General features: G+C 62.0%; 26 protein-coding genes and 1 tRNA gene. 15 read left to right on the plus strand and 12 right to left on the minus strand.

Translation table 11 applies throughout. From position 1 onward, the window contains the following. The 3 genes from GS429_RS04870 to GS429_RS04880 form a co-directional block, all read left to right on the plus strand. On the plus strand, positions 1-472 hold a 472-nt coding region (locus tag GS429_RS04870), incomplete at its 5' end, for a DoxX family protein (RefSeq protein ID WP_235920736.1). A 152-nt stretch (positions 473-624) separates the two neighbouring features. Next, a complete protein-coding gene (locus GS429_RS04875; RefSeq protein ID WP_160063261.1) occupies positions 625-1,398 on the plus strand; it encodes a coenzyme F420-0:L-glutamate ligase in 774 nt (257 codons plus the stop codon). After that, positions 1,395-2,453, plus strand: coding sequence for a 5,10-methylenetetrahydromethanopterin reductase (locus GS429_RS04880; protein ID WP_160063263.1), 1,059 nt, complete (start codon positions 1,395-1,397; stop codon positions 2,451-2,453). The genes GS429_RS04875 and GS429_RS04880 overlap by 4 nt, the downstream gene beginning before the upstream one ends. Positions 2,454-2,485: 32 nt before the next feature. Here GS429_RS04880 and GS429_RS04885 read toward each other — a convergent pair whose 3' ends face one another. Then, positions 2,486-2,686 carry a DUF8024 family protein gene (locus GS429_RS04885; protein WP_160063265.1) on the minus strand — a complete coding sequence of 67 codons (201 nt, stop codon included), beginning with the start codon at positions 2,684-2,686 and terminating at the stop codon, positions 2,486-2,488. A gap of 153 nt (positions 2,687-2,839) precedes the next feature. Here GS429_RS04885 and GS429_RS04890 point away from each other — a divergent pair, with 153 nt between their 5' ends. From GS429_RS04890 to yciH, 6 genes are all read left to right on the plus strand, one after another. Then, positions 2,840-3,103: a DUF7573 domain-containing protein gene (locus GS429_RS04890; RefSeq protein ID WP_160063267.1), complete on the plus strand. Its 264-nt coding sequence runs from the start codon at positions 2,840-2,842 to the stop codon at positions 3,101-3,103. 95 nt (positions 3,104-3,198) lie between these two features. Then, entirely contained in the window at positions 3,199-3,393 is a 195-nt protein-coding gene (locus GS429_RS04895) for a cold-shock protein (RefSeq protein WP_090507626.1), read from the plus strand. 284 nt (positions 3,394-3,677) lie between these two features. Continuing rightward, entirely contained in the window at positions 3,678-4,652 is a 975-nt protein-coding gene (locus GS429_RS04900; protein ID WP_160063269.1) for an AAA family ATPase, read from the plus strand. 2 nt (positions 4,653-4,654) lie between these two features. Continuing rightward, a complete protein-coding gene (locus GS429_RS04905; protein ID WP_160063271.1) occupies positions 4,655-5,767 on the plus strand; it encodes a DUF58 domain-containing protein in 1,113 nt (370 codons plus the stop codon). Next, positions 5,764-8,112 carry a transglutaminase TgpA family protein gene (locus tag GS429_RS04910; protein ID WP_160063273.1) on the plus strand — a complete coding sequence of 783 codons (2,349 nt, stop codon included), beginning with the start codon at positions 5,764-5,766 and terminating at the stop codon, positions 8,110-8,112. Before GS429_RS04905 ends, GS429_RS04910 begins: the two co-directional genes overlap by 4 nt. 233 nt (positions 8,113-8,345) lie before the next feature. Next, complete coding sequence (yciH, locus tag GS429_RS04915; RefSeq protein WP_005553381.1) at positions 8,346-8,639, plus strand: stress response translation initiation inhibitor YciH; 294 nt, start codon at positions 8,346-8,348, stop codon at positions 8,637-8,639. 150 nt (positions 8,640-8,789) lie between these two features. On the opposite strand, the gene GS429_RS04920 is transcribed toward yciH, so the two are convergent. Together GS429_RS04920 and GS429_RS04925 are read right to left on the minus strand one after the other, a co-directional pair. After that, the gene (locus GS429_RS04920) at positions 8,790-10,004 is read right to left on the minus strand and encodes a sensor histidine kinase (protein WP_160063275.1); all 1,215 of its coding nucleotides are present in this window, start codon (positions 10,002-10,004) and stop codon (positions 8,790-8,792) included. Between the two features lie 272 nt (positions 10,005-10,276). Further along, the gene (locus GS429_RS04925) at positions 10,277-10,645 is read right to left on the minus strand and encodes a rhodanese-like domain-containing protein (RefSeq protein WP_160063277.1); all 369 of its coding nucleotides are present in this window, start codon (positions 10,643-10,645) and stop codon (positions 10,277-10,279) included. Positions 10,646-10,867: 222 nt separating this feature from the next. Between GS429_RS04925 and GS429_RS04930 the strand changes: the two genes are divergently transcribed. Then, positions 10,868-11,128: a hypothetical protein gene (locus GS429_RS04930; RefSeq protein WP_160063279.1), complete on the plus strand. Its 261-nt coding sequence runs from the start codon at positions 10,868-10,870 to the stop codon at positions 11,126-11,128. Between the two features lie 130 nt (positions 11,129-11,258). On the opposite strand, the gene GS429_RS04935 is transcribed toward GS429_RS04930, so the two are convergent. The 7 genes from GS429_RS04935 to GS429_RS04965 all read right to left on the minus strand — a co-directional run bounded on the left by GS429_RS04935 (position 11,259) and on the right by GS429_RS04965 (position 16,240). After that, complete coding sequence (locus GS429_RS04935) at positions 11,259-11,879, minus strand: NUDIX hydrolase (RefSeq protein WP_160063281.1); 621 nt, start codon at positions 11,877-11,879, stop codon at positions 11,259-11,261. A gap of 126 nt (positions 11,880-12,005) precedes the next feature. Next, the gene (locus GS429_RS04940) at positions 12,006-12,425 is read right to left on the minus strand and encodes a DUF5809 family protein (protein WP_160063283.1); all 420 of its coding nucleotides are present in this window, start codon (positions 12,423-12,425) and stop codon (positions 12,006-12,008) included. Between the two features lie 43 nt (positions 12,426-12,468). Further along, positions 12,469-12,987, minus strand: coding sequence for a DUF5810 domain-containing protein (locus tag GS429_RS04945; RefSeq protein WP_160063285.1), 519 nt, complete (start codon positions 12,985-12,987; stop codon positions 12,469-12,471). A gap of 124 nt (positions 12,988-13,111) precedes the next feature. Continuing rightward, entirely contained in the window at positions 13,112-13,597 is a 486-nt protein-coding gene (gene rimI, locus GS429_RS04950; protein WP_328821245.1) for a ribosomal protein S18-alanine N-acetyltransferase, read from the minus strand. 53 nt (positions 13,598-13,650) lie between these two features. Further along, complete coding sequence (locus tag GS429_RS04955) at positions 13,651-13,968, minus strand: DUF8026 family protein (RefSeq protein ID WP_160063287.1); 318 nt, start codon at positions 13,966-13,968, stop codon at positions 13,651-13,653. Next, positions 13,968-15,428 (minus strand): sodium-dependent transporter, encoded by a 1,461-nt coding sequence (locus tag GS429_RS04960; protein ID WP_160063289.1) that lies wholly within the window; start codon positions 15,426-15,428, stop codon positions 13,968-13,970. Before GS429_RS04960 ends, GS429_RS04955 begins: the two co-directional genes overlap by 1 nt. A gap of 317 nt (positions 15,429-15,745) precedes the next feature. Then, positions 15,746-16,240 (minus strand): ferritin-like domain-containing protein, encoded by a 495-nt coding sequence (locus GS429_RS04965; protein ID WP_160063291.1) that lies wholly within the window; start codon positions 16,238-16,240, stop codon positions 15,746-15,748. Between the two features lie 1,143 nt (positions 16,241-17,383). On the opposite strand from GS429_RS04965, the gene GS429_RS21730 reads away from it, so the two are divergent. From GS429_RS21730 to GS429_RS04975, 3 genes are all read left to right on the plus strand, one after another. After that, positions 17,384-17,530 (plus strand): hypothetical protein, encoded by a 147-nt coding sequence (locus tag GS429_RS21730; RefSeq protein ID WP_201293956.1) that lies wholly within the window; start codon positions 17,384-17,386, stop codon positions 17,528-17,530. A 52-nt stretch (positions 17,531-17,582) separates the two neighbouring features. Further along, positions 17,583-18,278 carry a DUF7119 family protein gene (locus tag GS429_RS04970; RefSeq protein ID WP_160063293.1) on the plus strand — a complete coding sequence of 232 codons (696 nt, stop codon included), beginning with the start codon at positions 17,583-17,585 and terminating at the stop codon, positions 18,276-18,278. Between the two features lie 106 nt (positions 18,279-18,384). Then, positions 18,385-18,458 (plus strand) — tRNA-Lys (locus GS429_RS04975). Between the two features lie 104 nt (positions 18,459-18,562). Here GS429_RS04975 and GS429_RS04980 read toward each other — a convergent pair. Next, positions 18,563-19,033: a hypothetical protein gene (locus GS429_RS04980; RefSeq protein WP_160063295.1), complete on the minus strand. Its 471-nt coding sequence runs from the start codon at positions 19,031-19,033 to the stop codon at positions 18,563-18,565. Positions 19,034-19,483: 450 nt separating this feature from the next. Next, a complete protein-coding gene (locus tag GS429_RS04985) occupies positions 19,484-20,455 on the minus strand; it encodes a DUF7983 family protein (protein WP_160063297.1) in 972 nt (323 codons plus the stop codon). 78 nt (positions 20,456-20,533) lie between these two features. Between GS429_RS04985 and GS429_RS22080 the strand changes: the two genes are divergently transcribed. Then, positions 20,534-22,120 (plus strand): hypothetical protein, encoded by a 1,587-nt coding sequence (locus tag GS429_RS22080; RefSeq protein WP_235920737.1) that lies wholly within the window; start codon positions 20,534-20,536, stop codon positions 22,118-22,120. A gap of 45 nt (positions 22,121-22,165) precedes the next feature. Continuing rightward, the gene (locus GS429_RS04995) at positions 22,166-24,484 is read left to right on the plus strand and encodes a DEAD/DEAH box helicase (protein ID WP_201293957.1); all 2,319 of its coding nucleotides are present in this window, start codon (positions 22,166-22,168) and stop codon (positions 24,482-24,484) included. Positions 24,485-24,552 lie beyond the last annotated feature (68 nt).

Below are 24,552 nucleotides of genomic sequence, written 5' to 3' on the forward strand. Positions count from 1 at the left end.
CCTGCGATTCCTGCTGGGCGGGATGATCCTGTTCGCGGGACTCGGTAAGTTCGCGTTCGTCAGCGGCGAGGCGTTCGACGCCAGCGGCTTCCTGATCCACGGGGTCGACCCCGCCAGCCCCGTCAGCGGTCTCTTCGCCGCGATGGCCGGCAACGCCGCGTTGCTCGAGGTCATCAACGTCGTCGTGCCGGTCACGCAGGTCCTGATCGGCGTCGCGCTGATCTTCGGCGGCTTCCTCCGCCTGGCCGCGCTGGGCGGCGCGATCCAGATGATGATGTTCTACCTCGGCGGCTGGGAGGGGGACGTCCTCGCCGCGTTCGACTCCACGCTGATCTACGCCGTCCTGTTCCTGGCCCTGGCGGCCTTCGGAGCCGGACGCATCCTCGGTGCAGACCGCTACATCGAGAACCTCCGCGTCGGCGGCGAACGACTGGTCGAGAAGTACCCGAAACTCCGGTACATTCTCGGCTGACTCGGTTGCGAATCCCGTTTTCGCATTTTGTCGGATCGAGAACTGTAGCCTCTTCGTTCGAGACAGGTCGTTCAGCGGGGACTCGAGGCACCGACACTGACGCCATTATCCGGTGACGGTGCGTTTTTTACGGCGCTGGCCTACCCTCCGGTATGGAACTCAACGGCGTAGCGGGCCTCCCCGAGATCCGCCCGGGCGACGACATCGCCGACCTCGTCGCGGATCGGGCCGCCCTCGAACCCGGCGACGTGCTCACCGTCGCGAGCACTATCGTTTCGAAGGCCGAGGGCCGGACGGTGGATCTCGAGGACTACCCCGTAAGCGGACGGGCCCAAGAGATCGCCGATCGGATCGAGCGGATCGCCGGCGAGGAGAAGGATCCGCGCTTTGCACAGGCCGTCTTAACGGAGAGCACGGAGCTGTTGATCGACGCTCCCTTCCTGCTGACCGAAACGCGCTTCGGCCACATCTGCGTGAACGCGGGGATCGACCGCTCGAACGTCCCGGATCACGACATCCTGCTGTTGCCAAAGAAGCCGACCGAAAGCGCCGAGCGGATTCGCTCGGGACTCGCAGAGCGGGGGTACGAGGACGTCGCCGTGATCGTGACCGACACCTGCGGGCGGCCGTTCCGCCACGGTCAGCGGGGCGTCGCGCTCGGCTGGGCGGGGATGCCCGCGAGCCGGGATTGGCGCGGCGAACTCGACCGCGACGGCCACGAACTCGGAGTCACCGTCCAATCGGTGGTCGACGAACTCGCGTCGGCCGCAAATCTCGTGACCGGAGAGGGTGCCGGCGGGACGCCGGCGGTCGTCGTCCGCGACTGGGACTTTGGCGACCACGACGGGAGCAACGAACTGTTCAGGGCGGTCGAAGACGACCTCGTGCGGCAAGCGCTCCGAAACTGGAGGTTCGAGGACTCATGAGTGAACAGACGAACACCGACACCGATACCGGCAACGGAACCGACACTGACACCGACACCCCCTGGGCCATCGAACTCACCCCCGAACACCCCACCGAACGGATCGCCGACCTGGCGGCGCTCGCGGAAGACCAGGGGTTCGGCGTGGCCTTTACGAGCAGCCACTACTTCAACCGCGACCCGTTCGTCGCGCTCTCGCGGATCGCAGCGGCCACCGACGAACTCCGTCTCGGACCCGGGGTCAGCAACCCGTACGAAACCCATCCCGTGAAACTCGCCGCCCAGACGGCGACGATCGACGAACTGAGCGGCGGCCGAGCCGTCTTCGGCGTCGGCGCGGGCGACCGCTCCTCCCTCGCGAACCTCGGCATCGAGCGCGACCGACCGCTCCGGCGCGTCCTCGAGACGTTCGACGTCGCCCGAGACCTCTGGGACGGCGAGACCGTGACCCACGAGGGAACGTTCACCGCGAAAGACGCCGCGCTCAATCTCGAGCCAGTCAGCGACATTCCCGTCTACGTTGGCGCGCAAGGCCCCCACATGCTCCGGATGAGCGCGAAACACGCCGACGGCGTGTTGATCAACGCCGCGCATCCGGCGGACCTCGAGTGGGCCGCCGACGAACTCGAGCGGGGCCTCGAGGAGCGGCCGGACGAGCGCGGCCCGTTCGAGTCGCTCGCCTTCGCGAGCGTGAGCGTCGCGGGCGACGAGTCCGACGCGAGGGAGGCGGCCCGACCGCCCGTCGCGTTCATCGCGGGTGGCGCGGCCGACCCCGTCCTCGAGCGCCACGATATCGACCGCGAGGCCGCAAGCGCCGTCAGCAACGCCTTAGAACGGGGCGATCTGAACGAGGCCTTCGGCCGCGTTACGCCCGAAATGATCGACGCCTTCTGTATCGCGGGGACGACCGAGACGGTCGCCGACCGCTTCGAGGCGGCGCTCGAGCACGTCGACGGCATCGTCGTCGGCTCGCCGCTCGGGCCGGACCTCGAGGACGCGATCGAGCGCGCGAGCGAGGCGCTCGCGAATGCAACTCGGCGAGTGGAAGGCGAGTAAGCGCAAGCGTAAGCGTTCGGCGACCGTCGGCGTTAGCTCGAGTTCGAAGAGAAGAGACTGCCGAGGGCACCGAGGGTGAGCGCGCCAAAGACGCCAAGCGAGAAGACGATCAGTATCGTCCCGGCAAGCATGAGCAGCGGTGCGAGTGCCTCGCCCGTCGCGACATCAGCGAAGTACTCGTTCATTTCGATGATGTTGTCCACGATAACGTTCATCGGAGTGACGGTATCCATGTACGGGGGTTGTCACCGGTGGTACTTGGCCGTGCCGGTCCCGCGTCGAATTCGTCGGTCCGAACGGGTTCGGGGGCCGTCGGCCGCGGCTGGACGGCGAGCTTACGGCCGTCGGTCGGAGCGCCTAAGCCGGCGCCGAACGTAGACGCAGCCGTGACCGACGACGCGACGCTCACTGACTTCGGTTCGGCGGCGTCAGACGACGGTGACGGTAACGGCGACGCACACGAATCCGACGACGGAGACGCGGCGGCTACCGACGAAACGCAACCGGAGACGAATAGCCACGAATCCGACGATACCGGTCTCTCGACGTACGCGTGGGGCGAATATACCTGCCATCGCTGTGAAACCGAAACCGGCCGCGTTTGGCGCGACGACGGCGAGTTCGTCTGCCCAGCGTGTAAGTCCTGGTAAGCGGCCACAGGAACCCACACTGGCCGATATTCTGGACGGGCCTGCGAATGTGCTCCCGAAGGTTTATATCTCCGTCGTGGCATTGTACACTTGCAATGGCGAAAGGTACGGTCGACTTCTTCAACGACACTGGCGGCTACGGGTTCATCGAAACTGACGACGCAGACGAGGACGTGTTCTTCCACATGGAGGACATCGGCGGTCCTGACCTCGAGGAGGGGCAGGAACTCGAGTTCGAAATCGTCGAGGCCGAGAAAGGCCCGCGCGCGACGAACGTCGAGCGCCTCTAAGGCCAGTACAGCAGTGGTATCGTTCTCTGATTGTTACTCGGATAGCGACGGCGATCGCAATAGCGCCAGCGTGGTCGGCGCTCAGTAGAGGTGAGTAGCGTTCTCGGTCGGGAGTCTCCGACACGGACTGCCAAGAGGGTGCGAAATGGGACAGTAGACGCGCTGTCTGCGACCAGTTATTACCGACAATCAGTCCAATCGACGCAAAACATATAGTCCGGTGACACTGATGACGTACTGATGAGAGGTTCGACCGGGTCCCCGCTCCAGTACGTGTTCGAGCCATGACTGACGCAAATCCGCCGCCGCAGACAGGTAGATCGCCACGAACCGAAACCCTCCCCGTATCGGCAGTTGCAGAGCTCTGTACCGAGATCGAGGAAAACGTCGCCGACGTAATCGTCGGCCACGACGAGGCGATCGAGCACGTCGTGACCGCGATGCTGGGCCGCGGTCACGTCCTGCTCGACGACGTGCCCGGCGTCGGCAAGACGATGCTCGCACGCTCGATCGCGACGTCCGTCGACTGTACGTTCCGCCGGGTCCAGTTCACCCCCGATCTCCTCCCCGCCGACGTTACCGGGGTCAACGTTTTCAACCAGAAGACCCGCGAGTTCGAGTTCCAGCCCGGCCCCGTCTTCGGCAACATCGTGCTGGGCGACGAGATCAACCGCGCGCCGCCGAAGACCCAGTCCGCGCTGCTCGAGGCCATGGAGGAAGAGCAGGTCACCGTCGACGGAACGACCCGCGAACTGCCAGATCCGTTCACCGTGATCGCGACGCAGAACGCGATCGAACCGAACCGGACCTACGATCTGCCCTTCGCCGAACTCGACCGGTTCATGAAGAAACTCCACCTGGGGTACCCCGAGCCCGACGAGGAGGCCGAGATGCTCGGTCGTACCGTCGGCAACCACCCGATCGAGTCCCTCGAGGCGGTAACCGACCTCGAGACGGTCGTTGCCGCCCGGGAGACCGTCGCGCAGGTACGCGTCGAGAAACCTGTCAGAGAATACGCGACGCGGCTGGCAGGCTACACCCGCGAACACGCCCACATCGGCGTCAGTCCCCGCGGCACAATCGCCCTGTTGCGTGCTGCACAGGCGCGAGCCGTGACCGACGGCCGCGAGTACGTCATCCCGGACGATATCCAGATCGAGGCCACCGTCGTGTTACCCCACCGGATCAAGTCCGGCGATCGGAGTCAGGACGGCGAGACCGTCGTCGAGAACGCTCTCGAGCGCGTCGCCGTCGAGTAACGATGCGGCTGACGATTCGCGGCTGGGCTGTCGTGGCCGTCGTGGCGGCGTCGTTCGCGATGGCCTGGGAGTTCGGTCCCCGAGCGCTAAACGCCATCGTAACGCCACTGATCGTCGTGCTCGTCGCCGGCGTAGTCACGACGCTCCGCGCCGATCGGCCCGAGATCAGACGGCGCTCCGTCGGCGAGGGATTCATCGGCGAGACCCGCGAGGTCACGGTCACGATCGACAGCGGAACGACCGTCTCCGCGACCGTCCGCGATACCGTCGGTGACGGCCTCTCGGCGGTCGACGGCGACCCCGTCGCCGAGACGACGCTCGACGGAGCGACGACGTTCAGCTACGACGTGCGACTCGAAAAGCGCGGAAACAAGCAGGTCGGACCGCTGTCGATCGTCGTGACGGACGTCCTCGGTCTCGTAAAGCGTCGGTTCGAGTACGAGGAAACGGCGGCGGTGCTCGTCTATCCCCGTATCCACGACCTTCGTGGCGGTTCCACTCGGGATCTGCAGGCACTCGCCGCGATCGCGGACCAGCGAGACCGCGAGGAGTTCGATCACCTCCGGGAGTACCAGCGCGGTGACTCGCTGCGGGACGTCCACTGGAAGTCCGCCGCTAAACGACCCGACGACGACCTGGTCGTCACGGAGTACGTTACCGACGACGAGGTCGGCTCCGCCACGGTCGCCGGCGAGTGTCTCCAGGGCGAGGGCAGCCCCGACAAACTGGCGGAGACGGTCGCAAGCGTCGCGACCTACCTGCTCGAGGAAGGCGTCGATGTCGGCGTCACCGTCCCGGACGACGCCAGACCACCGGGATCGGGGCAGGAACACCACTACGACCTCCTGGGGCTGCTCGCCCTCGTCGACGCCGGCGAACTCGAGGACCAACAGCGCCGGGCGGCGGACGTCCTGGTCCGAACCGACGCCGACGGAACGCGCGTCACGGTCGGCGGACAAACGATTCCGTTCGACCACCTCGTGAACGCTCGCGGTCGGACCGAACGGGCCGATCGAGACGGACAAAGTCGCGGTCGCGGGCGGGCTGGGACAGCCGCGGACGCCGAGACGGGAACGGACACTACAGCCGGCGACGAAACGGAGGTAGGTGCATGAGTACTGATACGGGCTCCCACGCCGGCGATCGGACGGTCGACCTCGACATCGACAGGGTGATCGGCCCGGAGACGTTCCGCCTGCTCGCACTCTGTTGTGTGCTGGTCATGACGGCGTCGTACGTCAGCGTCCTGCGCGAGGTTACCCGAGTCGTCGGCGGCACCCACTCGCTGTTCGCCCTCGTCGCCGTCATGCTCGCGACGGCAACGATACTCTCGTGGGCGATCCGGCCGCGAACCGCAACGGTCGGTGCGATCGTAGCGTGCATCTTCGGGTTCGCCTACTATCTCGAGATCAGCGGGGTCGGTGCCGGCGTCATGCTCTCGGCGAGCGACGCGATTCTTTCCGATACCCTCTCGCTCATCGCCGGCCTCCCGCTGATCCGCATGGTCGAAGCCGGCGTCTGGACGCTCGCGTACGCACCCGCCCCCGTCTTCCTCTCGTGGTATCTCGCCATGCGAGGACGATACAGCCTCAGCGTCGTTCCCGGCGGTCTCGCGCTCGGCTTCCTCGTCCTGACCGGCGACGCCGGGACGACGATTACATTGGTCGGCACGCTGGCCGGCATCGGCGCCGTCGGCTTCGGCGAACTCGAGCGACGCGACGGCTCGGTCGCCCAGGCGGACCTCATCGCCGTTCTCTTCGCGATCATTATCGTCCTCTCGCTGTCGGTCACGTTCGTCCCCGGCGACTCCGGACCGACCTCGAGCGTCTCCGGGAGTAGTCCTGGAACGCTCGAAGGGGCGATCGACTCGGCCGCCGATCGGTCGGCCATCGGCGGCTCGGTCGAACTCTCGCCGGAAGTCCGATTTACCGTCCAGTCCGAACAGGAGTCCTACTGGCGGACGGGCGTCTACGATCGCTTTACCGGCGACGAGTGGATCAGAACCGGCGAACCCCAGAACTACGACGGGGCGATCGACTCACCGCCGGGCGAGTACGACCGGGTTCGGCAGCTCGTCACCGCCGAGACGGATCTCGGCGTGATGCCGATGGCACCCCAGCCGCTCGCTCTCGAAGGCGATCTCTCCCAGCACGCCGAAGTCACGCGCCACGGGCAGGTCCACCCGACGACGCCGATACTCGAGGGCGATAGCTACGCCGTCGAGAGCGCGGTCGTCGATCCCGAACCGAACGAACTGCGGACCGCAGGGACCGACTACCCCGACCCGCTGATCGAGAACTTCGACTATCTGCAGACGCCCGAAGGGACCTCGAACGAGTTCGAGGAACGGACCGCGGAGATTACCGCCGACGCCGACAACCCGTACGATACGGCGGTCGCTATCGAATCCCACCTTCGCTCCTCGAAGGGGTACTCGCTCGACGTCGACCGCCCCGACGGCAACGTCGCCGAGGAGTTCCTGTTCGAGATGGACGAGGGCTACTGCGTCTACTTCGCGACGACAATGGTTCAGATGCTCCGCGCCGAGGACGTTCCGGCACGCTACGTGACCGGCTACACGGGCGGGCAACAGGTCGACGACGACGAATACGTCGTTCGCGGCACGGACGCCCACGCCTGGGTCGAGGTCTACTTCCCGGACCACGGCTGGGTGAGCTTCGAGCCGACCCCCGGCGATTCCCGCGATTCGGTTCACGCTGACCACGTCGAACAGGCTCGCGAAGACGGCATCGACAACGTCGATACCGAGGACAGCGAGGACGAACCGCTCCCCGAAGCAGATCGGGAAGACGAGAACGAGGACGGCTCGGAGTCGGACGGTCAGTCCGACGGTTCCGACGACGGAACCGACTCCGAGCGCGACGACGACCCGAACGAGAACGACGACTCGGAGTCGAACGGCAACGACTCGCAGCGAGAGAGCGAAAACGGATCGACCGATACCGTCGGCGAACAACACGCGGGCGAGGGAAGCGAGGACGACGGCTGGCGGAGCTATCTGGCGCTCCCGACCGTCTCGCGTGAAACGGCCACGATCGGCCTCATCGCACTCGTCGGACTGGTCGCAAGCGTCCACCGAACCGGTGCAACGAGTCGCGTCCGCCGTGAAATCGGTCTGTACTGGCAACGCTCCGGAGACGACCCCGATCGAGACGTCGAACGCGCCTACCGTCGCCTCGAGCGAGTCCTCGCACGCGAGTATCGGCCGCGCGAGCGATCGGAGTCCCCGCGGCAGTATCTTGACGCCCTCGCGTCCGATCCGGAGCGAACGATCGATCCACGGGTCAAAACGGTAACGAACCGGTACGAACGGGCGATCTACGGCGGTGGCGTTACTCGGGCGGACGCCGACGACGCAATCGAAATCGTCGACGCTCTCGCTCGAGAGCGGTTGCCGGTGATCGGCCGACGGCAAACGGAACGCGACCCCGAGCCGTGACCGCCGTCCCGAGCCCGTTTTTCTCGAGCCACCGGATGTATCGGCACCGAATAGCACTCGTAAGCAGGTATAGCCACTCTTGAGCCGAAAAACCGCGTCTCTACTCGGTTATGGGGGCCGGTAAAACTCCAGTGTGCGGACCGCGAGACTGCCTGGCATACTCAAAAAGAACCACGTGACGGCATCTGGGTCCCGATAGTGTTTAATATGGCCGTTTCGTAGCATGGAACGTAATGTCGGAAGTCTGCTCGACGTGCGGGCTGCCCGAGGAACTTTGCGTCTGCGAAGACGTGGCCAAGGGACAACAGCAACTCAACATCCGCATTGACGAGCGCAGATACGGTAAAGAGGTAACGATCGTCGAAGGATTCGATCCGAAGGACGTCGATCTGGACAGTCTTTCGTCCGATCTCAAGTCCAAGTTCGCCTGCGGGGGAACCGTCGAGGACGGACAGATCGAACTTCAGGGCAACCACACCGGCCGCATCGAAGATTTCCTTCGGGACCGCGGCTTCAACGTCGCCTGATGCCCGCGATGATCTGAGACGACTTCCGAACCCACGGCCGTCTCACGTATCGGTTTTTAGCGAGTCACTGTCCGCCCTCGAGAGCGACCGGATCGTCGATCGGTTTCTCTCGAGTGGGGCCGCTGCTATCGGTTCGGCGTCACAGGTATACTAGCTGTTTACGCCGCTCTCCGATGAGACGGCCAGTTCCGTACTGGGTGGTACGGTGAACGAAAACGTCGCGCCGTCACCGGGGACGGAGTCGACGCCGATCTCCCCACCGTGGCGCTCGACGATTCGGTGACAAAGCGCGAGCCCGATTCCCGAACCAGCGTGGTCGTCGACCGAGTGTAGTCGCTGAAAAATCTCGAAGATCCGTTCCTGATCGGCGGGTTCGATACCGATTCCCGAATCGGAAACGGAAACCCGCCACTTCGAGTCGTGCCGCTCGGCCGAAACGTGGATTCGGGGTGGCTCGTTGCCAGCGTAGTCGATCGCGTTGCTCACCAGGTTCTGAAACAGTTGTCGGAGTTGGCTCACATCCCCCTCGACGCAGGGGAGTGCATCCCTCGTAATGGTCGCGTTGGTCTCCTCGATTCGAACCTGCAGATCCGTGAGCGTATCCTCGAGAACGGCCTCGAGATCGACCGATTCGAACGGATCGCCCTGTGTCTCGACTCGGGAGTACCGCAGGAGCTCGTCCACCATCGTCTGCATCCGCGTCGCACCGTTGACGGCATAGTCGATGAACTCCTCGGCATCGTCGTCGAGGGCATCGCCGTACCGACTGTCTAAAAGTTCCAAATACATCGTGACCATCCGGAGTGGCTCCCGGAGGTCGTGACTGGCAGCGGAAGCGAACTGTTCTAACTGCTCGTTCGACGCCTCCAGCTGTCGAACCGTGTCTTCAAGCGCCACTCGAGTGTCTGCGAGCTCGTCGTTGCGTTGCTCGAGCGCGCGTTGCGTTCGTTTCAGTTCGTCGTTTTGCTCGTTGAGTTCCTGTTCCCGAGTCAGGGCTCGCGCTTCGTGGATGCCGATCACGAGCCCGGCAACCGAACCGATCGAGAGCGCGATCGCTCGCGTTCCGAACGAGAACGGCGTACTGACGCCCGGATGGACCGCTCGAAGGAACACGAAGACGAACATGACACCGACACCGCCGAGACACCAGAGCACGATGCGTGGATAGAGCCGCGGATCGAACGGAGTACTCGAGAGCCAGTTTGCGACAACGAGAAGCAAGACGCCCGAAAGTCCGATCAGCGTGAAATCGATGGCAGCCTCGAGAACTGGGCCACCCCCCGCTACCTTAAGAAGCGACTGGCCGGTTGCAACTACCAACAAGAGAACACCTAACACAGAGATGTAGCGGGATCGATGCGGCATTCTTCAGTCGGGTAAGCGATGCCGGTATATGAGATGTTCGCCGAACGCAATGATACGGCCTTGTTTGGACGCTTCAGAACGGGCGGATCAGGAGCCAGTTCAACTGAACAGAATCCCGTAGTGAGTTCCCCACGGTGTGGTTTCGTACTTCGAGAACGAAGCGCTAGAGCCAGTCTCCGCTGCGTCTAAACAAGGCTCAATGATACCGTGTAGCGAGCAATAGAATTGCAGTCGGCGGCCCGAAAACGTCCCACAGCGTGTTTCGCGGGCGATCAGAACGGCGACTCGGCGTTCGCGGAGTCCTCGGTATCGCCTGCCTCGTCGCGAGCGAGTCCGTACTTCATGCCGTACTTCTCGAGGCCGCCTTCCATGCTCTCGACGCGGGCGTCCGCGGTCCCCTCGTAGGAACCGATGAGCTGTGCGGCCTGGACGCTCGCCTTTCCGTGTGGACACACCGTCACGATGTGGTCTTCGCCCTCGAGTTCCTCGATCCGCCCCGAGAGTTCGTGGAAGGGGAGGTTTTCGCTGTCGGGAATGTGGCTGTGCTCGAAGCTCTGCTCGTCGCGAATATCGACGACGCAGACGTCGGCGTCGTCCTCGAGAAGTTCGTTGACCTCGTCGGTGGAGATTTCGCCGTCCATCACATCCGGTTTGGGACGCGGAAAGAATAAGGCCACGGGTCGATTCCCGCTTACGGATGCTCCCTGGTACCGGCTGTCGCGTCGCCAGCGAGCGATCGGTCGGATCAACGTGCTCGAGGTCCAGTGCTGATCAAACCGATGTGGCCACATATCGGTCAGCAGCGCTGAGATACCGCTATTTCGTATGAATCGGTTATCTACGTAGCCGGCGTTTACGTCAGTATGAACGGATACGCGATCCCCTTCCAAGCGCTGTTCGTCGTCCAACTCCTCGGAACGCTCGTCTTCGCGGCCGGGCTGGTGCTCGGCGGACTCACGACGGTGACGATCGTCGGTGGCGTGCTCATCCTCCTGTCGATCATCGGGTTAGCGGCTGCAGCACTCGAGATCGAGACCGAAGTCGAAGCCGAAGCCGAAACCACGACCACCGAGCACGCAGACGGCAGTCGGACACGGCGCCTGTTCGGTCGCGGATCGAAGTAGGCGCGTCTCGGTCGCGTCGCTGTAAAAATCAACTGCGGTGTCTCGCACAGAGTGCTGTGCCGATTTTAGCCGCGAACCGCATACGGCAGCGGTTGCACCAGCAAGGACTACAGCAGTCCAGCGGTCCGTCTCAGAGCACTCCGTCTTCGTTCGCTAACAACAGCGCCGTCAGCGTCGAGTCGTTCGCCGGCTGTTCACGAGCGCGCTCGAGGGCGTCGCCGATCGGAACCGTCGTCACCTCGAGAAACTCGTTGGTGTCGAGTTCGCGCTTGCCGAGTTCGAGACCCTCGGCGTAGACGATCCCCCGGTCGTGGCGAAGGACGCCGGTCGCGACGGCGTACTCCTGGAGGAGCGCCGTACTCGTGGGTTTGAATCCGGTCTCCTCCTCGAGTTCGCGTTCGGCGGCGCGGGTGTAGGACTCCCCGTCCTCGACGATCCCGGCCGGAAGTTCGAGGTGGGTTTCGCGGATCGTCGGTCGATACTGTTCGACGAACAGGAGGTGGTCCTCGTCTTCGGCCTCGGGTCCGTCGCTTTCGGTCCCGACGTTGCTAGTATCTTCGCCCGCTGCAACGGACGTGAGAACCGCACCGTCGATCCGAGCGACGACCACGACCGCCGGCGGCAGGTCCGCCCAGTAGTACCGTTTCTCGGTTCCGTCCGGTTGCTCGAGCAGGTCGTAGCCGCCGTCGTACCAGGACGTCTCGTACTCGGTGACCTCTTCGCGAAGGTCCCACTCGTCGGGTGCCGTCATTGGAAAATGATCTCGACCTCGAGCGGGTAATAGGTGCCGTTTGGTCGACGCGACGGCGGTCGACGGACGAGGTCGCAGCCGTTGACTCTCGGTACTGCGATCGAACCGTGCCGTGTCGATGGCCCGTTAGGCTGTGTCCACTATCGGCCGATACAACTGCCCGAACGCCTGTCGACGGAGCGTCGCGACCGCCGCGTCCTCCTCGTTCTGGAACGTCGCGGCGACGGCCTCGTCCTCGGGGCCGGCGTGCCAGACGACGCTGTCGACCGCCTCGTGGCCGGAGATCGTCACCTCGCCGTCGTAGGATTCGCGCCAGTCCTCGAACTCCTCGTAGCTTCCGACGCGTACCTCGAGCAAACTCGCAAACAGCGCGTCTCGAGCGGTTTCGACGACGTCGTTCGTGACGCGGTCGCCGTACTCCTCGCGGTCGAACGACATGGCTTTGGCGACCTCGCGAACGACGGTCTGTGCCGCGGGGCCGGCGGTCGCGTAGTAGTCACGTGCCTCCTCGACCGACACCGGTGCAAACGTCCCGACAGTGTGCATACCTCGACGTGCTCGGAGTAGCCAGTTACCAGTTACGTTGGCGCTATGTGTTGTCGTCCGCGAACTGGTCGTCGTTCGGCGTACTGTCATCGGCATCGACATCGCCGTCGCCGTCGCCGTCGACATTGATCTCAGACGCGGGCTCGGACTCGGATTCCGAACTATCAGCGTCCGCATCCGCATCCGCGTCCGCCGCTCCCATCTGCTGTGTCAGTTCCCTGGCCTCCCGAAGGACGTTTTCCGCCTCCGACGTCATCGACCCGCGACCGGGCTGGCGACTCTGCTGGGCGAGTCCGGCCTCGAGGGAGTCCGGACGGCCGTGGTCGTGGTCGTGGTCGTGGCCGTGGCTCGTCCCCTCGAAATCGGGCGTGTCGATTTCGGGCGCGTGCGGGCTGACGATCTCGCCTAACTCGGCGGGCGAACAGTCTCCCCAGTCCGGGGCGTGCTCCTCGAGCCACTCGAGGTGGTCGTGCCGGCCCAGCGAGGCGGTGATCGCGAGGTGATTCGCGAGGTGCTCCGCGTCGGCCTGCTCGGCGTCACAGACGGGGCAAGCGTATCCCATGGGCACCCTAAACGGGCCGGCAGTAAAACGTCCACGTCCGATAGTCGACGGTTGCGGAGCGACGCGAGTCTCCACTCCCGGTACCGGGTTCCGATCTCGACCAACCGCTCATTCGCCCACTGGCTCACTGCAACTTGCGAAGCATCACGATCGCATCCTCGTCGTTTTCGTAATAGTTCGGGACGCGACGGAGCGGTTCGAACCCGAACTTCCGGTAGAGGCGTTTCGCACCTTCGTTGGAGCGCCGGACCTCGAGTTTGACCGAATCGGCGCCGCGAGCCGTGAGAACCGCGATCGCTCGAGAGAGCAGCGCGCTGCCGATCCCCGTGCCGCGGTGGTCGGGATGGACAGCGATATCCTTGATATGGCCGAGTTGTCGCCCGAACGTCTGGGCGACGTCGGCGACGATGTAGCCGGCGACCTCGCGGTCACCCCGGACGGCGACCAGAAATCCCGGTTCGTCGAGAAAGCGTTCGAAGGCGTCGTAGGGCCAGGGCTGGGCGAACGACTCGTTCTCGATGCGGACGACCGCGAGCAGGTCGGCTCGCTCCGCGGGTCGGATCGACGGCCCGTCGGTCCCGTCACCTGGTCCGGACACCGGCGTTGTCACACTGGACGGTAGCGGGCCGAGCGATAAAAATAGCCCGTCGACGAAGCGGGCGATCAGACGCGCTCGAGTCGATCGATCTCGCCGTCCGACCAGTCGTAGAAGTGTCTGTCAGTCTGCCGGAGAACCTCGACGCACTCGTTGTGCCGCTCGCGAGCCTCGTCGACCAGCGGATCGTCGGGGTTGTTCTCGACCCACTCTCGCAGTTCCGCAAGCGCCGCCGGCGAGTAGGTATCCATCCGTTCCTGACGCTCGAGGATTTCGACTTTGCGACCCTCCTGACGGAGCGTTCGGACGAGCGCCCAGGCGGCGACACCCCAGAACGCGAGCAGGGTAAAGGCGAGCATTCCCAGCACCTCGGCAGTCAGCGCCATCAGTCATCACCTCCGGGGATTTCGGCCGTGTCCGGTTGGCCGCCGCGGCCCTCGACGACGGACATGATCGCGTAGCCGATGATCGGGAACAGGACGATCACGAGCATCCCGCCGATCATCTCCGCGCTGCCGAAGTTCTCCCACGCGAAGTAGGCCATGATAAACAGCATGACCGCGGGGATGACGTACTTGATCACGGGATTCCACCAGCGGCCGACGTGGATACCGGCGTTCTGATTGACCGCGAGCAGTCGGAGACGCTCGGGACCCAGCACCCAGCCGATGACGCCGATAATCATGAGTGCTGCCAGCGGTAGCCCCCAGTTGCCGAAGACGAAATCCAGGTAATCGAGGATGTCAGCGGAGTACGCACTCGGAAGACCGAGTAACCAGATGCCGCCGCAGACGCCGAGAACGGTCTGGGTGCGGCTGAACTCCGTTTCTTCGGCGAGCGTCGTCACGCTCACCTCCGTGATGAGCAGTCCGGACGTGAACGTCGCGAGGAAGAAACCGACGAAAAAGAGGATCGCGACGAAGCCGCCGAAGGGAATCTCCGGGAAGACCTGTGCGAGCGAGACGAACGCCAACCCGGCACCGGCGTCGGGTTCGATACCGACGGCGAAGACGATCGGGAAGATGGCAAGTGCCGCGAGGATGCCGATGCTCGATTCGCCGAGCGCCGTGAAGACGCCGCCGCCGAGCGGGACATCGTCGTACTCCCGCAGATAGCTGCCGACCGTCAGGGCGATCCCCCAGCCGAGCCCGGTCGAGAACAGCGCCTGTCCGAGCGCGGCGATCCACGTGTCGCTGTAGGTCAGATACTCCCACTGGACGCCGAAGGTAAAGGCGATCCCCTCACTCGCACCCGGCAGCGTGAGTCCGCGAACCGTCATGACCACGAGCGCGATGACCAGCGCTGGGACGGCGTAGACCACGAGCCGTTCGACCCCCCGGCGGATGCCGAGCACGAGAATCGCCGCAATCGAGCCCATCACGACGGTGTGGAGGCCAATCATCAGCGCCGCGTTGTCGAAGAGCCCGGTCATGAACGGTTCGGCCTCGAAGCCGGTCGCCGTGAACGTAAACAGCAACGAGTGGACCGCGTAGTACAACGTCCAGGCGATCACGGGCGAGTAGTACGACATCAGGGCGATGTTCACCAACAGGACGACGATGCCGAGACCCACCATCCCGCCGCGGCCGACGACGTCACGGAACGCCCCGATCACCCCCTTGTTCGTATACCGACCGAGTGCGACCTCAGCCATCAATCCCGGTACCGCGAGGACGAACAACAGCGTCAGAAAGGCGAGAACGAACGCCCCGCCCCCGTTGTTCCCCATCACGTACGGGAACCGCCAGATGTTGCCAGCACCCACCATCGCACCGATCATCGCCATCAGGAACCCAAATCGTGTTCCCCACTCCGCTCGAGCCGTCTTCGCCGGGACGTCTGCCATCTTGTATCACACCCCTCGATGGCACCACGCCCAGCCACGTATATATTTGGTGCATGCTATCATGTAATATTGCATTATCAAAGACAGTCTCATTCACACCAGACTACCGGCACAGGCAGTGAGAAGTGGCAAATCAGTGTAGACTACCGAATCTGACGTACCCGGCAAAACGCTACTAACGAACACGAAAACGGTCGGCCGTTCATCGTCGACGCCATCGGTACAGGCTCGGTCCCCGTCGACCTCGATAGTACCTGCCGTTCGGTCTCGTCGTACTGTTCCCCGTCGAACTCCGCCGTTTTCCCCAGTCGCGGGGATTACTCCGCCGGGATCGCGTCTATCTCGAACTCCTCGGTGAGTTCTTTCAGCTCCTCGAGTGCGTCTTGTTCCTCACGGAGGTTCTCCTCGAGCAGATCGGCCCCTTCGTCCATCCCGAGTTGATCGGCGAGCGGGATCAGATTGCCGTAAGCGGCTATTTCGTAGTGTTCGGTCTTCTCCGCGGCCGCCATGTTGTGGTAATCGAGAACGTCTTGACTGGGATCTTCGGAGGTGAACTCCTCGTACTCCTGAATCAATCCCTCGATTCCCTCACACTCCTCTTTCTCGGGCGGTTCCCCGAATATCTCGAAGACCTCCTCGAGGCGCTGGATCTGTCCTCGGGTCTCCTCGCGGTGCTCCGAGAACGCCTGCGCGATCTCTTCGCGTTCGGTGTGTTCCTGGAGATCCGCAAGCGCATCGAGGAGCTGGTGTTCTGCGTGGTAGATGTCTTCGAGGCCGTGCTCAAACAGATCTTGAATCGTGTCAACAGTCATCGTGTCCTCGCGTGGACGGTCGGCGGCGGTGTGAAAAAGTCAGCCGCCTGCGAAGGCAGGCGCGAACCGCGACAAAAGACAGCCGCCGTAGGGAAGTGACAGTAGACCGTAGCAAACGCTTACCGACCGAATTACCGGCAGGCGGGCGATCTCGCCGTGTCCCTTCCAAGGAATATTCGGACAGCGTTAAAATCAAGCACCGGGAACGGCACAGTAACCACGAGCCCGATTCCCGCGTCGTTGTCGTACTGACACAACCGATCATTTTACCGCCTCATCTATCGGCCGTTTTTGCCTTCGGTAGCGAATTCGAAACGAACGGGTGAATGAGGTAGTAGACAGTCACAGTCGATATGCGGCACGGGTTCTCGTTTTCATACTGCCGGACAGAACTATTGCGAAGATTCGCCGTTCCCGTCCGGCGAATCTTCGTCATTGACTTCTGATCGGCAGTATCAATCCACGCTGCGCCGTTCGAGTACCAACCGATACAGTTCCACACCACCCGCACAGCATTACTCACGGTTCACAGCCGTTTTCCGCCTTTTCGCGGTTTACGACACCGTTCACGCGGTTCTCGGGTTCACTACCTACGTTATTCGCGTTTCGCGGTTCGGAACGACGAAGTGAACCAGTGAGAGCCGCGTTCCTCGAGAGTTATACTTCGGGCTTCGAATCGAACTTCCCTCGTCTAACCGGCTGTGCAGTGACTTTCAGTGTCCACTCCGGTGTTCGAAGATGCCGGCAACTCAGGTAGTCAATCGAACGATCCTGATAATAACGGTATCAGTCCACCGCTTTTCGCCGAACAACTGATTCTCTGGTCCGCGTACAACTCGGAACGATTCATACGGTTTACTGTACGTCATTTCCGGTACAACCGCCGTCCGGGACGCGGTTGCGCCGGTAAACCGTTACAGCAATCCGTATCACGATCTCCAGCAACCGATCACGAGTCACCACGTTGGTGCGTTCCTGAACGGTCGTAGATCGTGACGCCCGTTCCCTCGAGATGACGCGACGATGGTCCGACTCGAGCGATCGGATGTCAGAGATAGCGGCATGAATGACCTCTAGGGCCGAGCACGGGTATCGCTTGCACTCGAGGCGGTACTTATGACTTCAGCGTCCAAAGAACACTCCATGACTGACCGGGCCGAATGTAAACCAAGTACGGTCGACCACGAGCAGGAAGCGGACGAGCGTGACGACGCTCATCTCGACGACCTCGAGGAGGGTGCCGGTTGCACGGAAATCTGGGAACATCTCGCCGAAAAGCGAAACGAATGAACAGAGGACTCCGGCAGCGCCTTTTTTGCCATCGTAGCGCGTACCAACAACCATGACCGACAACCGACCGGGTGATGGTTCACGTCGCCGTCGTGAGGATGGTCGATCGGTCCCCACGGACCGTGAATCGCCCGTCGGTGCACCGGTAATCCGGGGCGACAAATCGGTCGCCGGTACTCGCGCTCGCGAGGCCGTCCAGTTCGATCCCGACGACGCCGACAGCCTCGCGGACGCCGCTGAAACCGTTCGGCAGTTCGCTGACGGCGCAACCAACGACGACCATCTCTACATGCTTCGCGGTGCCGCCGCGTGTGCCGCACTCGTCCGCGGTGAAGGCTCATACAAGGCTGCGGCCGAACGTGCTGGTGGCGATGCGACCGTCTCGTTCATTCGGAAATGGGCTCGCGTCCACGATCTCCCGAGATCGGTTCGGAAACAAGTTGCACTCGGGAGAATTGCACCGACCGCCGCGAAACACATCGCCCGGGTCGGTGGTGAGGCGAGACTGCTCCTCGCATGGGCTATCCTCGACGGGGCACTGACCGTCAGAGAGGTCCGCAGCGTCGCAAGTGCCGTCAACGATGATGTCCCTATCGAGCAAGCGCTCGCCGATCACAACGTCATGCTCGGTGAAATCGAACTCCGGCTCTCATCGACTACCTACCGCGACCTCCGACGTCGTGCCTCTATCGATGGCGTCGAGCCCGGTGATATTGTTAGCGAAGCGCTCGAGGAGTACTTCGAGTAACGACGGTCGATTCTCGCCGAAGCCGGACGATGCCACAAGCGAGACCGCTCGCTCACCGGTGAAGAAAGAAACGTTTAACCAGTACTCTCCAAAAGTAGAACTCACGGGGCCGGTAGCTCAGTTTGGCAGAGCGTCTGGCTTTTAACCAGACGGTCGCGTGTTCAAATCGCGCCCGGCCCGCTTTCCTATCGCGAACAAATCCGTGAGCGACAGGTGACGGAACCGGCGCGATTTGAATCGCAGGGAGGTTGCGCGCAGCGAAGCGAGCACATCCAACCGTGTGTTCAAATCGCGCCCGGCCCGCTTTTACGACGAACAGTTTCTGACGAAGGAGTACCTCGCTCGAACCACGCGAATTTCCGGGCGTCGTTCAGATTCAGAACCACGCCCGGCCTGAGTCCGTGGGCCCCATCCCCATCCTCGCGAACCGACGGCACCGAATCAACGAGATGCTGGGACGAACACGCTACCTCGAGCCCACGCTTGTGGACGTGGGAGGTAATAAACGGCCGGTCCTCGATGTCCTTTGCTTCGACCGGCGCATCGACGTCGCCATCCGCGAACTCGTCGTAGTGGATCGGCGAGAATCCCTCGGTCTCGAGTACCGCCTCGAGCGAAGCACTGTCTGCCATCGCCTCGCGCAGTCGCTCGTAGGGAAGGTCCCGCTCCGGAAACTGGAGCGCGAGCCTGACGAGCCCGTTGTCGATTCGGTGGCACCGGTCACCGGACGCCTCGGTCGCGTCGACGTCAAACACTTTGTATAGGTGGGTAACGACCGTGAAGGATATTGAAGATCTCAATATGAAGTGGTCGTTTGGCTGATGGAAATGCGGCATCTCTCAAAACCCATGCCTTTGGCGTGGTGAGACGGGTGCTGTCGGGTCGTGGTGGAGCGACCGACCCTCACGGACACAACGAGTGTTCGGGTGTTAATTCCAACCGACCGCGAATGCGGGAGGTCGGGCGGAATTAAATTCGCCTGCGGGTGCGGTGCCGACCCAAGACGGTGAAGCCTCGGGGCTTGTCCCCGAGGTACTTCACGTTAGCGACTGCTTGCAACAAACTGTTGCTCGGAAAAGCCAAGGGCCAGCTAACAGGCCGTGTTTTATATACCAGAAGCGCTCACTTGAAGTTAATATTGGCTATATTACCCGCATCAGCGACTACATAACCAGATTTCCTCTAAACGAAGGATGCGTGTCCGACTACCCCTGCATTTGGGTTCCGGTACTGAAACTGGTGAGGTCGTCGATTCGGTTTTCGAGTTCTTCGATTTCATGTCGTAGGTCGTCTGTTTCCGCTTCCTCGCTCGCTGCCAATCGGTCTTTCAGACCCTGGAGACGTGACTCTTTGACCTCTTCGTCGATCTCTGCTTTCCGGACGTACTCGCTCTCGTCGATCTCATACACATCGCTCTCGGAGAGTTCAGTTACTTCGAGTGCCTCGTCTACCCTGTTTGTGTCTACGGTCGTCAATCGCTCGCGTTCAATCCCAGCAGCCTCGAAGGCATTCAACACGAGTTCGTCGTCCTTGAGCGAACGGTTGCGGCGCCCGGTCCGCTGGACGGACCCATACTGACCGTGGACCGGTTGGTCGTGGTGGAGCCTATCTAGCAGTACATCGGCAATGTCCTTCCGGAGTTCGTTTGCGTTCCGTTGGACATCAGAACAGAGCGTGTATAGATTCACTAGCGCATCCGTCTCCAACGCGGTTATATCAGACATTTCGTGACGTTCTAGCGCGTCGATAAGAAGCAAGGCGTCAGAGTAGACATCTATTCCATCGGGTTCGATACGTTCCGTCTTGCTGGAGTCCAATTCGTCACTCGTCAGTTGCGTATCAGTCGCGCCTTCTTTTTCGGCAACGACTCCACGTTCTTCGTCGATTTCAAAACGCGGATGTAGGCTCAGTACCGCGGGGTAGGGATCAGCATCGGCTGGAAGTCGGTCAAGTTCGAACTCGTTGTTCGAGTCCTGAATCCGCTGGTAGAGTGTCTCAAATTGGTCACGCTGAAGTGGTCGTCGGTCTCCCGTTTCAGAGAGCGTGATAATCACACGGTGCTCTTGGACATCCGCGATACGGAACCGGTCATGAGAGAGGGGAGTAATGAGTTCGGCGCTCTCGGACAGCTCGTCGAGTTCGTCGAGTAGCGTGTGCCAGCTAACGCTGAACGGCATACTGGACCGTAGCGCGTACTCGAATAAAAATTCAAGCAGTCAGCCGCCGTTTTTGTACTGGCGGACTGGACAACCAGTATGGTCGACATCGAGTATCTCCCGAACCGGCCGTTGACCGAGGGCGAGTTCGAGGATTTCGTCGAGACACAGGGCATCGAGTGTCCGCTTGCCTTCAGTTCGTACTGCACCCACTGTGACACCGAAGGAGTCGTCGACGCGCTCGTTCGAGAGGGACGACAAGTCTACGCACTGCATCACGGCTGGGACGAGTGGGAACTCAAAACACTCGAACAGGATATGGATCCCGAGACATTCCGGATGATGGTCTCACGGCTCGACCCGGCGATGCTCCGGCAGTTCGGCGGGGATCAACTCCCCGAAGTCGGGGCTGATGTCGAAACTGGACTCGATCAGATCGGCGACGATATCGGCTTTGATTTGCCCCCCGCGGAAGGTGTGGGAGTACCCGACGCCGCAGAGATTGAAATACCAGACGGACCGCCGTTGCGTGACCTTGTCGACGAGGAGACACGACAGGAACTTGACGCACAGCTCCAGGCGATCATGGACGACCATATCGACTCACTTGACGAACAAGAGATCGGACGCCTCTTTGAGCAGGCAGACGGTCCGACACCGGAGGAGCTGGCCGAGTTCCTCGATCCAGCGCTCATGCAGGAACTCAACCAAGCGATAGAGGAGGCACTCGACGATCAAATGCTGCAAGATATCGCTGCCGAACACGGTGGCGGGAGTGACGACGACTTCCCGATGATGCTCGACTTGAAGAGCGAAGAGCGGTTCCTCGATCTGTATGCACATCTGCTCGTCTACGTCAACGACCGGTTCAGTGTGATTGAGGATGTCGAGTCGGTCGACGACATCTCCGACCGAAATACTGGGGAACTCCTGCCACTTCGTGAACGCCTCTACGAGGATAACACCGAAGCGATCATCGAGACATTCGTTGACGAAAATCCCGCTGACCTCTCCGAGGACGACCTTGAGACGGTTGCAGGCTGGACCGACTACGAGTTCGGCGAGTTCGTCGTCGTCCGACACCTCTCGGACTATGCCGTGTTTCTCGACTGGGACGACCCACCGCGAGCGTTCGGTGTCAAGGCCGTTCGCATGTCCTTTAGCGACCTCTGGCCCGAGGCGCGACTCCCGGTGTTCGTCTCGAATGTCGCCCTGCTCCCTTTTGAAGAGCAGATCGTGACCGACGGCTGGCTGGCCATCCAGCGGGTGGTCGCCGGTAGGAATCTGAGCACTGATATCGACGACAGCTACGAGGAGGCCAAACACCGGTTCGGAATCATAGAAACCTTGCCGGCATCCGACGAATCCGAGAAATCCGACGCTGAACAGCTCCGATACTACATGAAAAACAAGCGTAATCGGGAGCGGTACGCCGAGGAGATTGCCGATCTCAAAAACAAGTCGAACGAACTTGAGAGGATTTATCATCAGGAGATGGGGAAAGCTCGGGCACGAAGCTTAGGCCGGGAGCTCCGTAAGACCGACCTCACGGAAGCGTACTTTGCAATCTACGACGACCGAATCATCGCAAGTGGCATCTCCGAACAACAAGTCCGGGAGATTCTAGCGGATATTTTACCCGACGGCAAGGCGACACATCCCTACATCTACCACTACGACCCGTGATGTGACTGCGGATATATATGCGAGCGCGCACGTACTATTGATTCTGTGGACAAGTTCGTCGAGTGGGTACGGAACCGCGAGTACTACACTGACCAGATACAGTTTCAGCGGCAGATCCCTGCCCGCCGTCCCAAGACCCAGCCATGTGAGATGGATCCCGAGGTCACTGCAGAGTTCGCTGACCGAGGCATCGACGAACTTTACGCACACCAAGCCGGCGCGATCGACGCAGTCCGTGGCGGCCGGAACGTCGTGTTGGCGACACCGACAGCGAGCGGCAAGAGTCTCACGTACACGATTCCGGCACTTGAGCGGGCACGTGACCACGATGGACGCACGCTGTATATCGGCCCACAGGTCGCATTGATAAACGATCAAGAAGCGACACTGTCAGAGTTTGCCGAGCCGTTTGAGGACATCTCCGTGACTCAATATACGGGCTCGCTCTCCTCGGCGGAGCGTCAGCAGGCCCGTGACGACGGTCCGTCAATCGTATTGACGACGCCAGATATGCTCCACTGTGGCCTGCTCAGCCACGCTGGCGATATCTGGCAAGCGTTCTTCCAGTCCCTTGATTTCGTGGTCGTCGACGAGGTCCACGAGTATCGCGGGGTCTTCGGAAGCCATGTCGGGCTCGTGCTTCGCCGGCTCACACGACTCTGCGAGCGGTTCGATGCTGATCCACAGTTCGTGTGTTGTTCGGCGACGATCAGCAACCCCCGAGAGCACGCGGCGACGATTACCGGCCAGCCCTCGGAGTCGTTCACTCTCGTCAACGAGGATACCAGTGAGACTGGACCAACCCATTGGCTGTTCTGGCAACCGCCGAAATACGACGTGGGAGATGCACCCGCTGGAGCGGGCCAGCGTCGCTCCCATCACGGGGAAAGGATGCGCCTGTTTGTCGACCTCGTCCAACGAGGGTACCAGACGGTGGCGTTTACGCGGGCCAGACAGACTGCAGAACGCTATGCGACCATCAGCAGTGACACCCTCGCTAAGCGTGACCAAAGTGATCGCGCAAACAGTATCACAGCGTACCACGCTGGACTCCGTGACGACCGCCGCGGGGCCATCGAGGCGGCGTTGCATGCCGACGAGTGTGCCGGTGTCTGGAGTACCAGTGCTCTGGAGCTCGGCGTCGATATCGGGAGTCTCGACGCCGTGCTATTGGACGGCTACCCGGGGACACAGATGGCGACGTTCCAGCGGGCTGGCCGGGTCGGGCGTGGGACTGACCCAAGTCTCGTCACGCTCGTCGCCAGCGAAGACCAACTCGACCAGTACGTTATCAACCATCCTGAGGAACTGTTCGAGGGAACCCCGGAACGCGCTGTTGCCAATCCGTCCAACCCAAATCTGCTCCGACTACACGCCCATGCTGCAGCCATCGAACGACCGCTTCGAACCGCCGACGAGCGGTATTTCGGCCCGACATTTCCCGACATCGTCAGTACGCTCACCGACGAGGGTGAACTGACCCGCCGACAGACAGCCGATGGGCTCGAATGGCGACGCACGGCCAGCGGCCAGACCGTCAATCCCTACGAGCGCGGACTCCGAACGATCACCGACCGCACTGTCGTCCTCAGGGTTCGGGGCGGCCAGTCGGACGAACTCGGGGAATTGCCACTCGATGCCGCGCTTCGGGATGTCCATCCGGGTGCAATCTACCACCACCAAGGCCAGAGCTACGAGGTGCAGTCGCTTGACCTCGACCGTGACGAAGCGTGGCTGGCCCCGACCGAAAGCGATCAGCAAACCCGTGTTCAGTTCGAAGAGTCGATGACGATCGAGGAGGACATTACCACCAAGCCACTGGCGACCCGCGAGGATGTCACCGTCCACTTTGCGGACGTAACCCGTCGAAAGCAGGTCACAGGCTTCCAGCGGCGTGACCACCGAACGGGCGAGATTATCAGCGAAGAATCACTCGACCTGCCCGAGACGACGCTGTCGACTCGTGCGCTGTATCTGACACTCCCGCCGGGCCTCGACGGACTCATGCAGACGATGTCCGGCTCGTTCGACGGCGGTCTCCACGCCGTCCAGCATGCCCTCGTCGCCACGTTCCCACTCGTGATTCTTTGTGACCGCCGTGACGTTGGGAGTGTCTCGACGATCGACCACGCACAGGCGGAGACGAGTGCGCTATTCATTTACGACGGCTATCATGGTGGCGTCGGGCTAGCCCGGAACGGATACGACCAGATCGAGGAACTCCTCCAGCACACATGGGGACTGTTCGCCGACTGTGGCTGTGCGGAGGGCTGTCCGGCCTGTATCCAGTCACCCCACTGCGGTCGGGCGAACGAACCGTTAGATAAACGTCTCGCGGTAACACTCACGATCATCCGTCTTTAGTTAGGAGACAAAACGCATGACAGCGACGGCTTATCGTGGCTATTTTTCGGAAGGAATGAGGAGGTGTC

Origin of the sequence: Natronorubrum halalkaliphilum (genome assembly GCF_009834785.1) — an archaeon.
GTDB lineage: Archaea > Halobacteriota > Halobacteria > Halobacteriales > Natrialbaceae > Natronorubrum > Natronorubrum halalkaliphilum.

What these genes read in the sequence shown, in the direction of transcription:
- GS429_RS04875 (WP_160063261.1), top strand. Translation starts at nt 625, where the DNA reads ATGGAACTCAACGGCGTAGCGGGCCTCCCCGAGATCCGCCCGGGCGAC.
- GS429_RS04880 (WP_160063263.1), top strand. Translation starts at nt 1,395, where the DNA reads ATGAGTGAACAGACGAACACCGACACCGATACCGGCAACGGAACCGAC.
- GS429_RS04885 (WP_160063265.1), bottom strand. Translation starts at nt 2,686, where the DNA reads ATGGATACCGTCACTCCGATGAACGTTATCGTGGACAACATCATCGAA.
- GS429_RS04895 (WP_090507626.1), top strand. Translation starts at nt 3,199, where the DNA reads ATGGCGAAAGGTACGGTCGACTTCTTCAACGACACTGGCGGCTACGGG.
- GS429_RS04900 (WP_160063269.1), top strand. Translation starts at nt 3,678, where the DNA reads ATGACTGACGCAAATCCGCCGCCGCAGACAGGTAGATCGCCACGAACC.
- GS429_RS04905 (WP_160063271.1), top strand. Translation starts at nt 4,655, where the DNA reads ATGCGGCTGACGATTCGCGGCTGGGCTGTCGTGGCCGTCGTGGCGGCG.
- GS429_RS04910 (WP_160063273.1), top strand. Translation starts at nt 5,764, where the DNA reads ATGAGTACTGATACGGGCTCCCACGCCGGCGATCGGACGGTCGACCTC.
- yciH (WP_005553381.1), top strand. Translation starts at nt 8,346, where the DNA reads ATGTCGGAAGTCTGCTCGACGTGCGGGCTGCCCGAGGAACTTTGCGTC.
- GS429_RS04920 (WP_160063275.1), bottom strand. Translation starts at nt 10,004, where the DNA reads ATGCCGCATCGATCCCGCTACATCTCTGTGTTAGGTGTTCTCTTGTTG.
- GS429_RS04925 (WP_160063277.1), bottom strand. Translation starts at nt 10,645, where the DNA reads ATGGACGGCGAAATCTCCACCGACGAGGTCAACGAACTTCTCGAGGAC.
- GS429_RS04930 (WP_160063279.1), top strand. Translation starts at nt 10,868, where the DNA reads ATGAACGGATACGCGATCCCCTTCCAAGCGCTGTTCGTCGTCCAACTC.
- GS429_RS04935 (WP_160063281.1), bottom strand. Translation starts at nt 11,879, where the DNA reads ATGACGGCACCCGACGAGTGGGACCTTCGCGAAGAGGTCACCGAGTAC.
- GS429_RS04940 (WP_160063283.1), bottom strand. Translation starts at nt 12,425, where the DNA reads ATGCACACTGTCGGGACGTTTGCACCGGTGTCGGTCGAGGAGGCACGT.
- GS429_RS04945 (WP_160063285.1), bottom strand. Translation starts at nt 12,987, where the DNA reads ATGGGATACGCTTGCCCCGTCTGTGACGCCGAGCAGGCCGACGCGGAG.
- GS429_RS04955 (WP_160063287.1), bottom strand. Translation starts at nt 13,968, where the DNA reads ATGGCGCTGACTGCCGAGGTGCTGGGAATGCTCGCCTTTACCCTGCTC.
- GS429_RS04960 (WP_160063289.1), bottom strand. Translation starts at nt 15,428, where the DNA reads ATGGCAGACGTCCCGGCGAAGACGGCTCGAGCGGAGTGGGGAACACGA.
- GS429_RS04965 (WP_160063291.1), bottom strand. Translation starts at nt 16,240, where the DNA reads ATGACTGTTGACACGATTCAAGATCTGTTTGAGCACGGCCTCGAAGAC.
- GS429_RS21730 (WP_201293956.1), top strand. Translation starts at nt 17,384, where the DNA reads ATGACTGACCGGGCCGAATGTAAACCAAGTACGGTCGACCACGAGCAG.
- GS429_RS04970 (WP_160063293.1), top strand. Translation starts at nt 17,583, where the DNA reads ATGACCGACAACCGACCGGGTGATGGTTCACGTCGCCGTCGTGAGGAT.
- GS429_RS04985 (WP_160063297.1), bottom strand. Translation starts at nt 20,455, where the DNA reads ATGCCGTTCAGCGTTAGCTGGCACACGCTACTCGACGAACTCGACGAG.
- GS429_RS22080 (WP_235920737.1), top strand. Translation starts at nt 20,534, where the DNA reads ATGGTCGACATCGAGTATCTCCCGAACCGGCCGTTGACCGAGGGCGAG.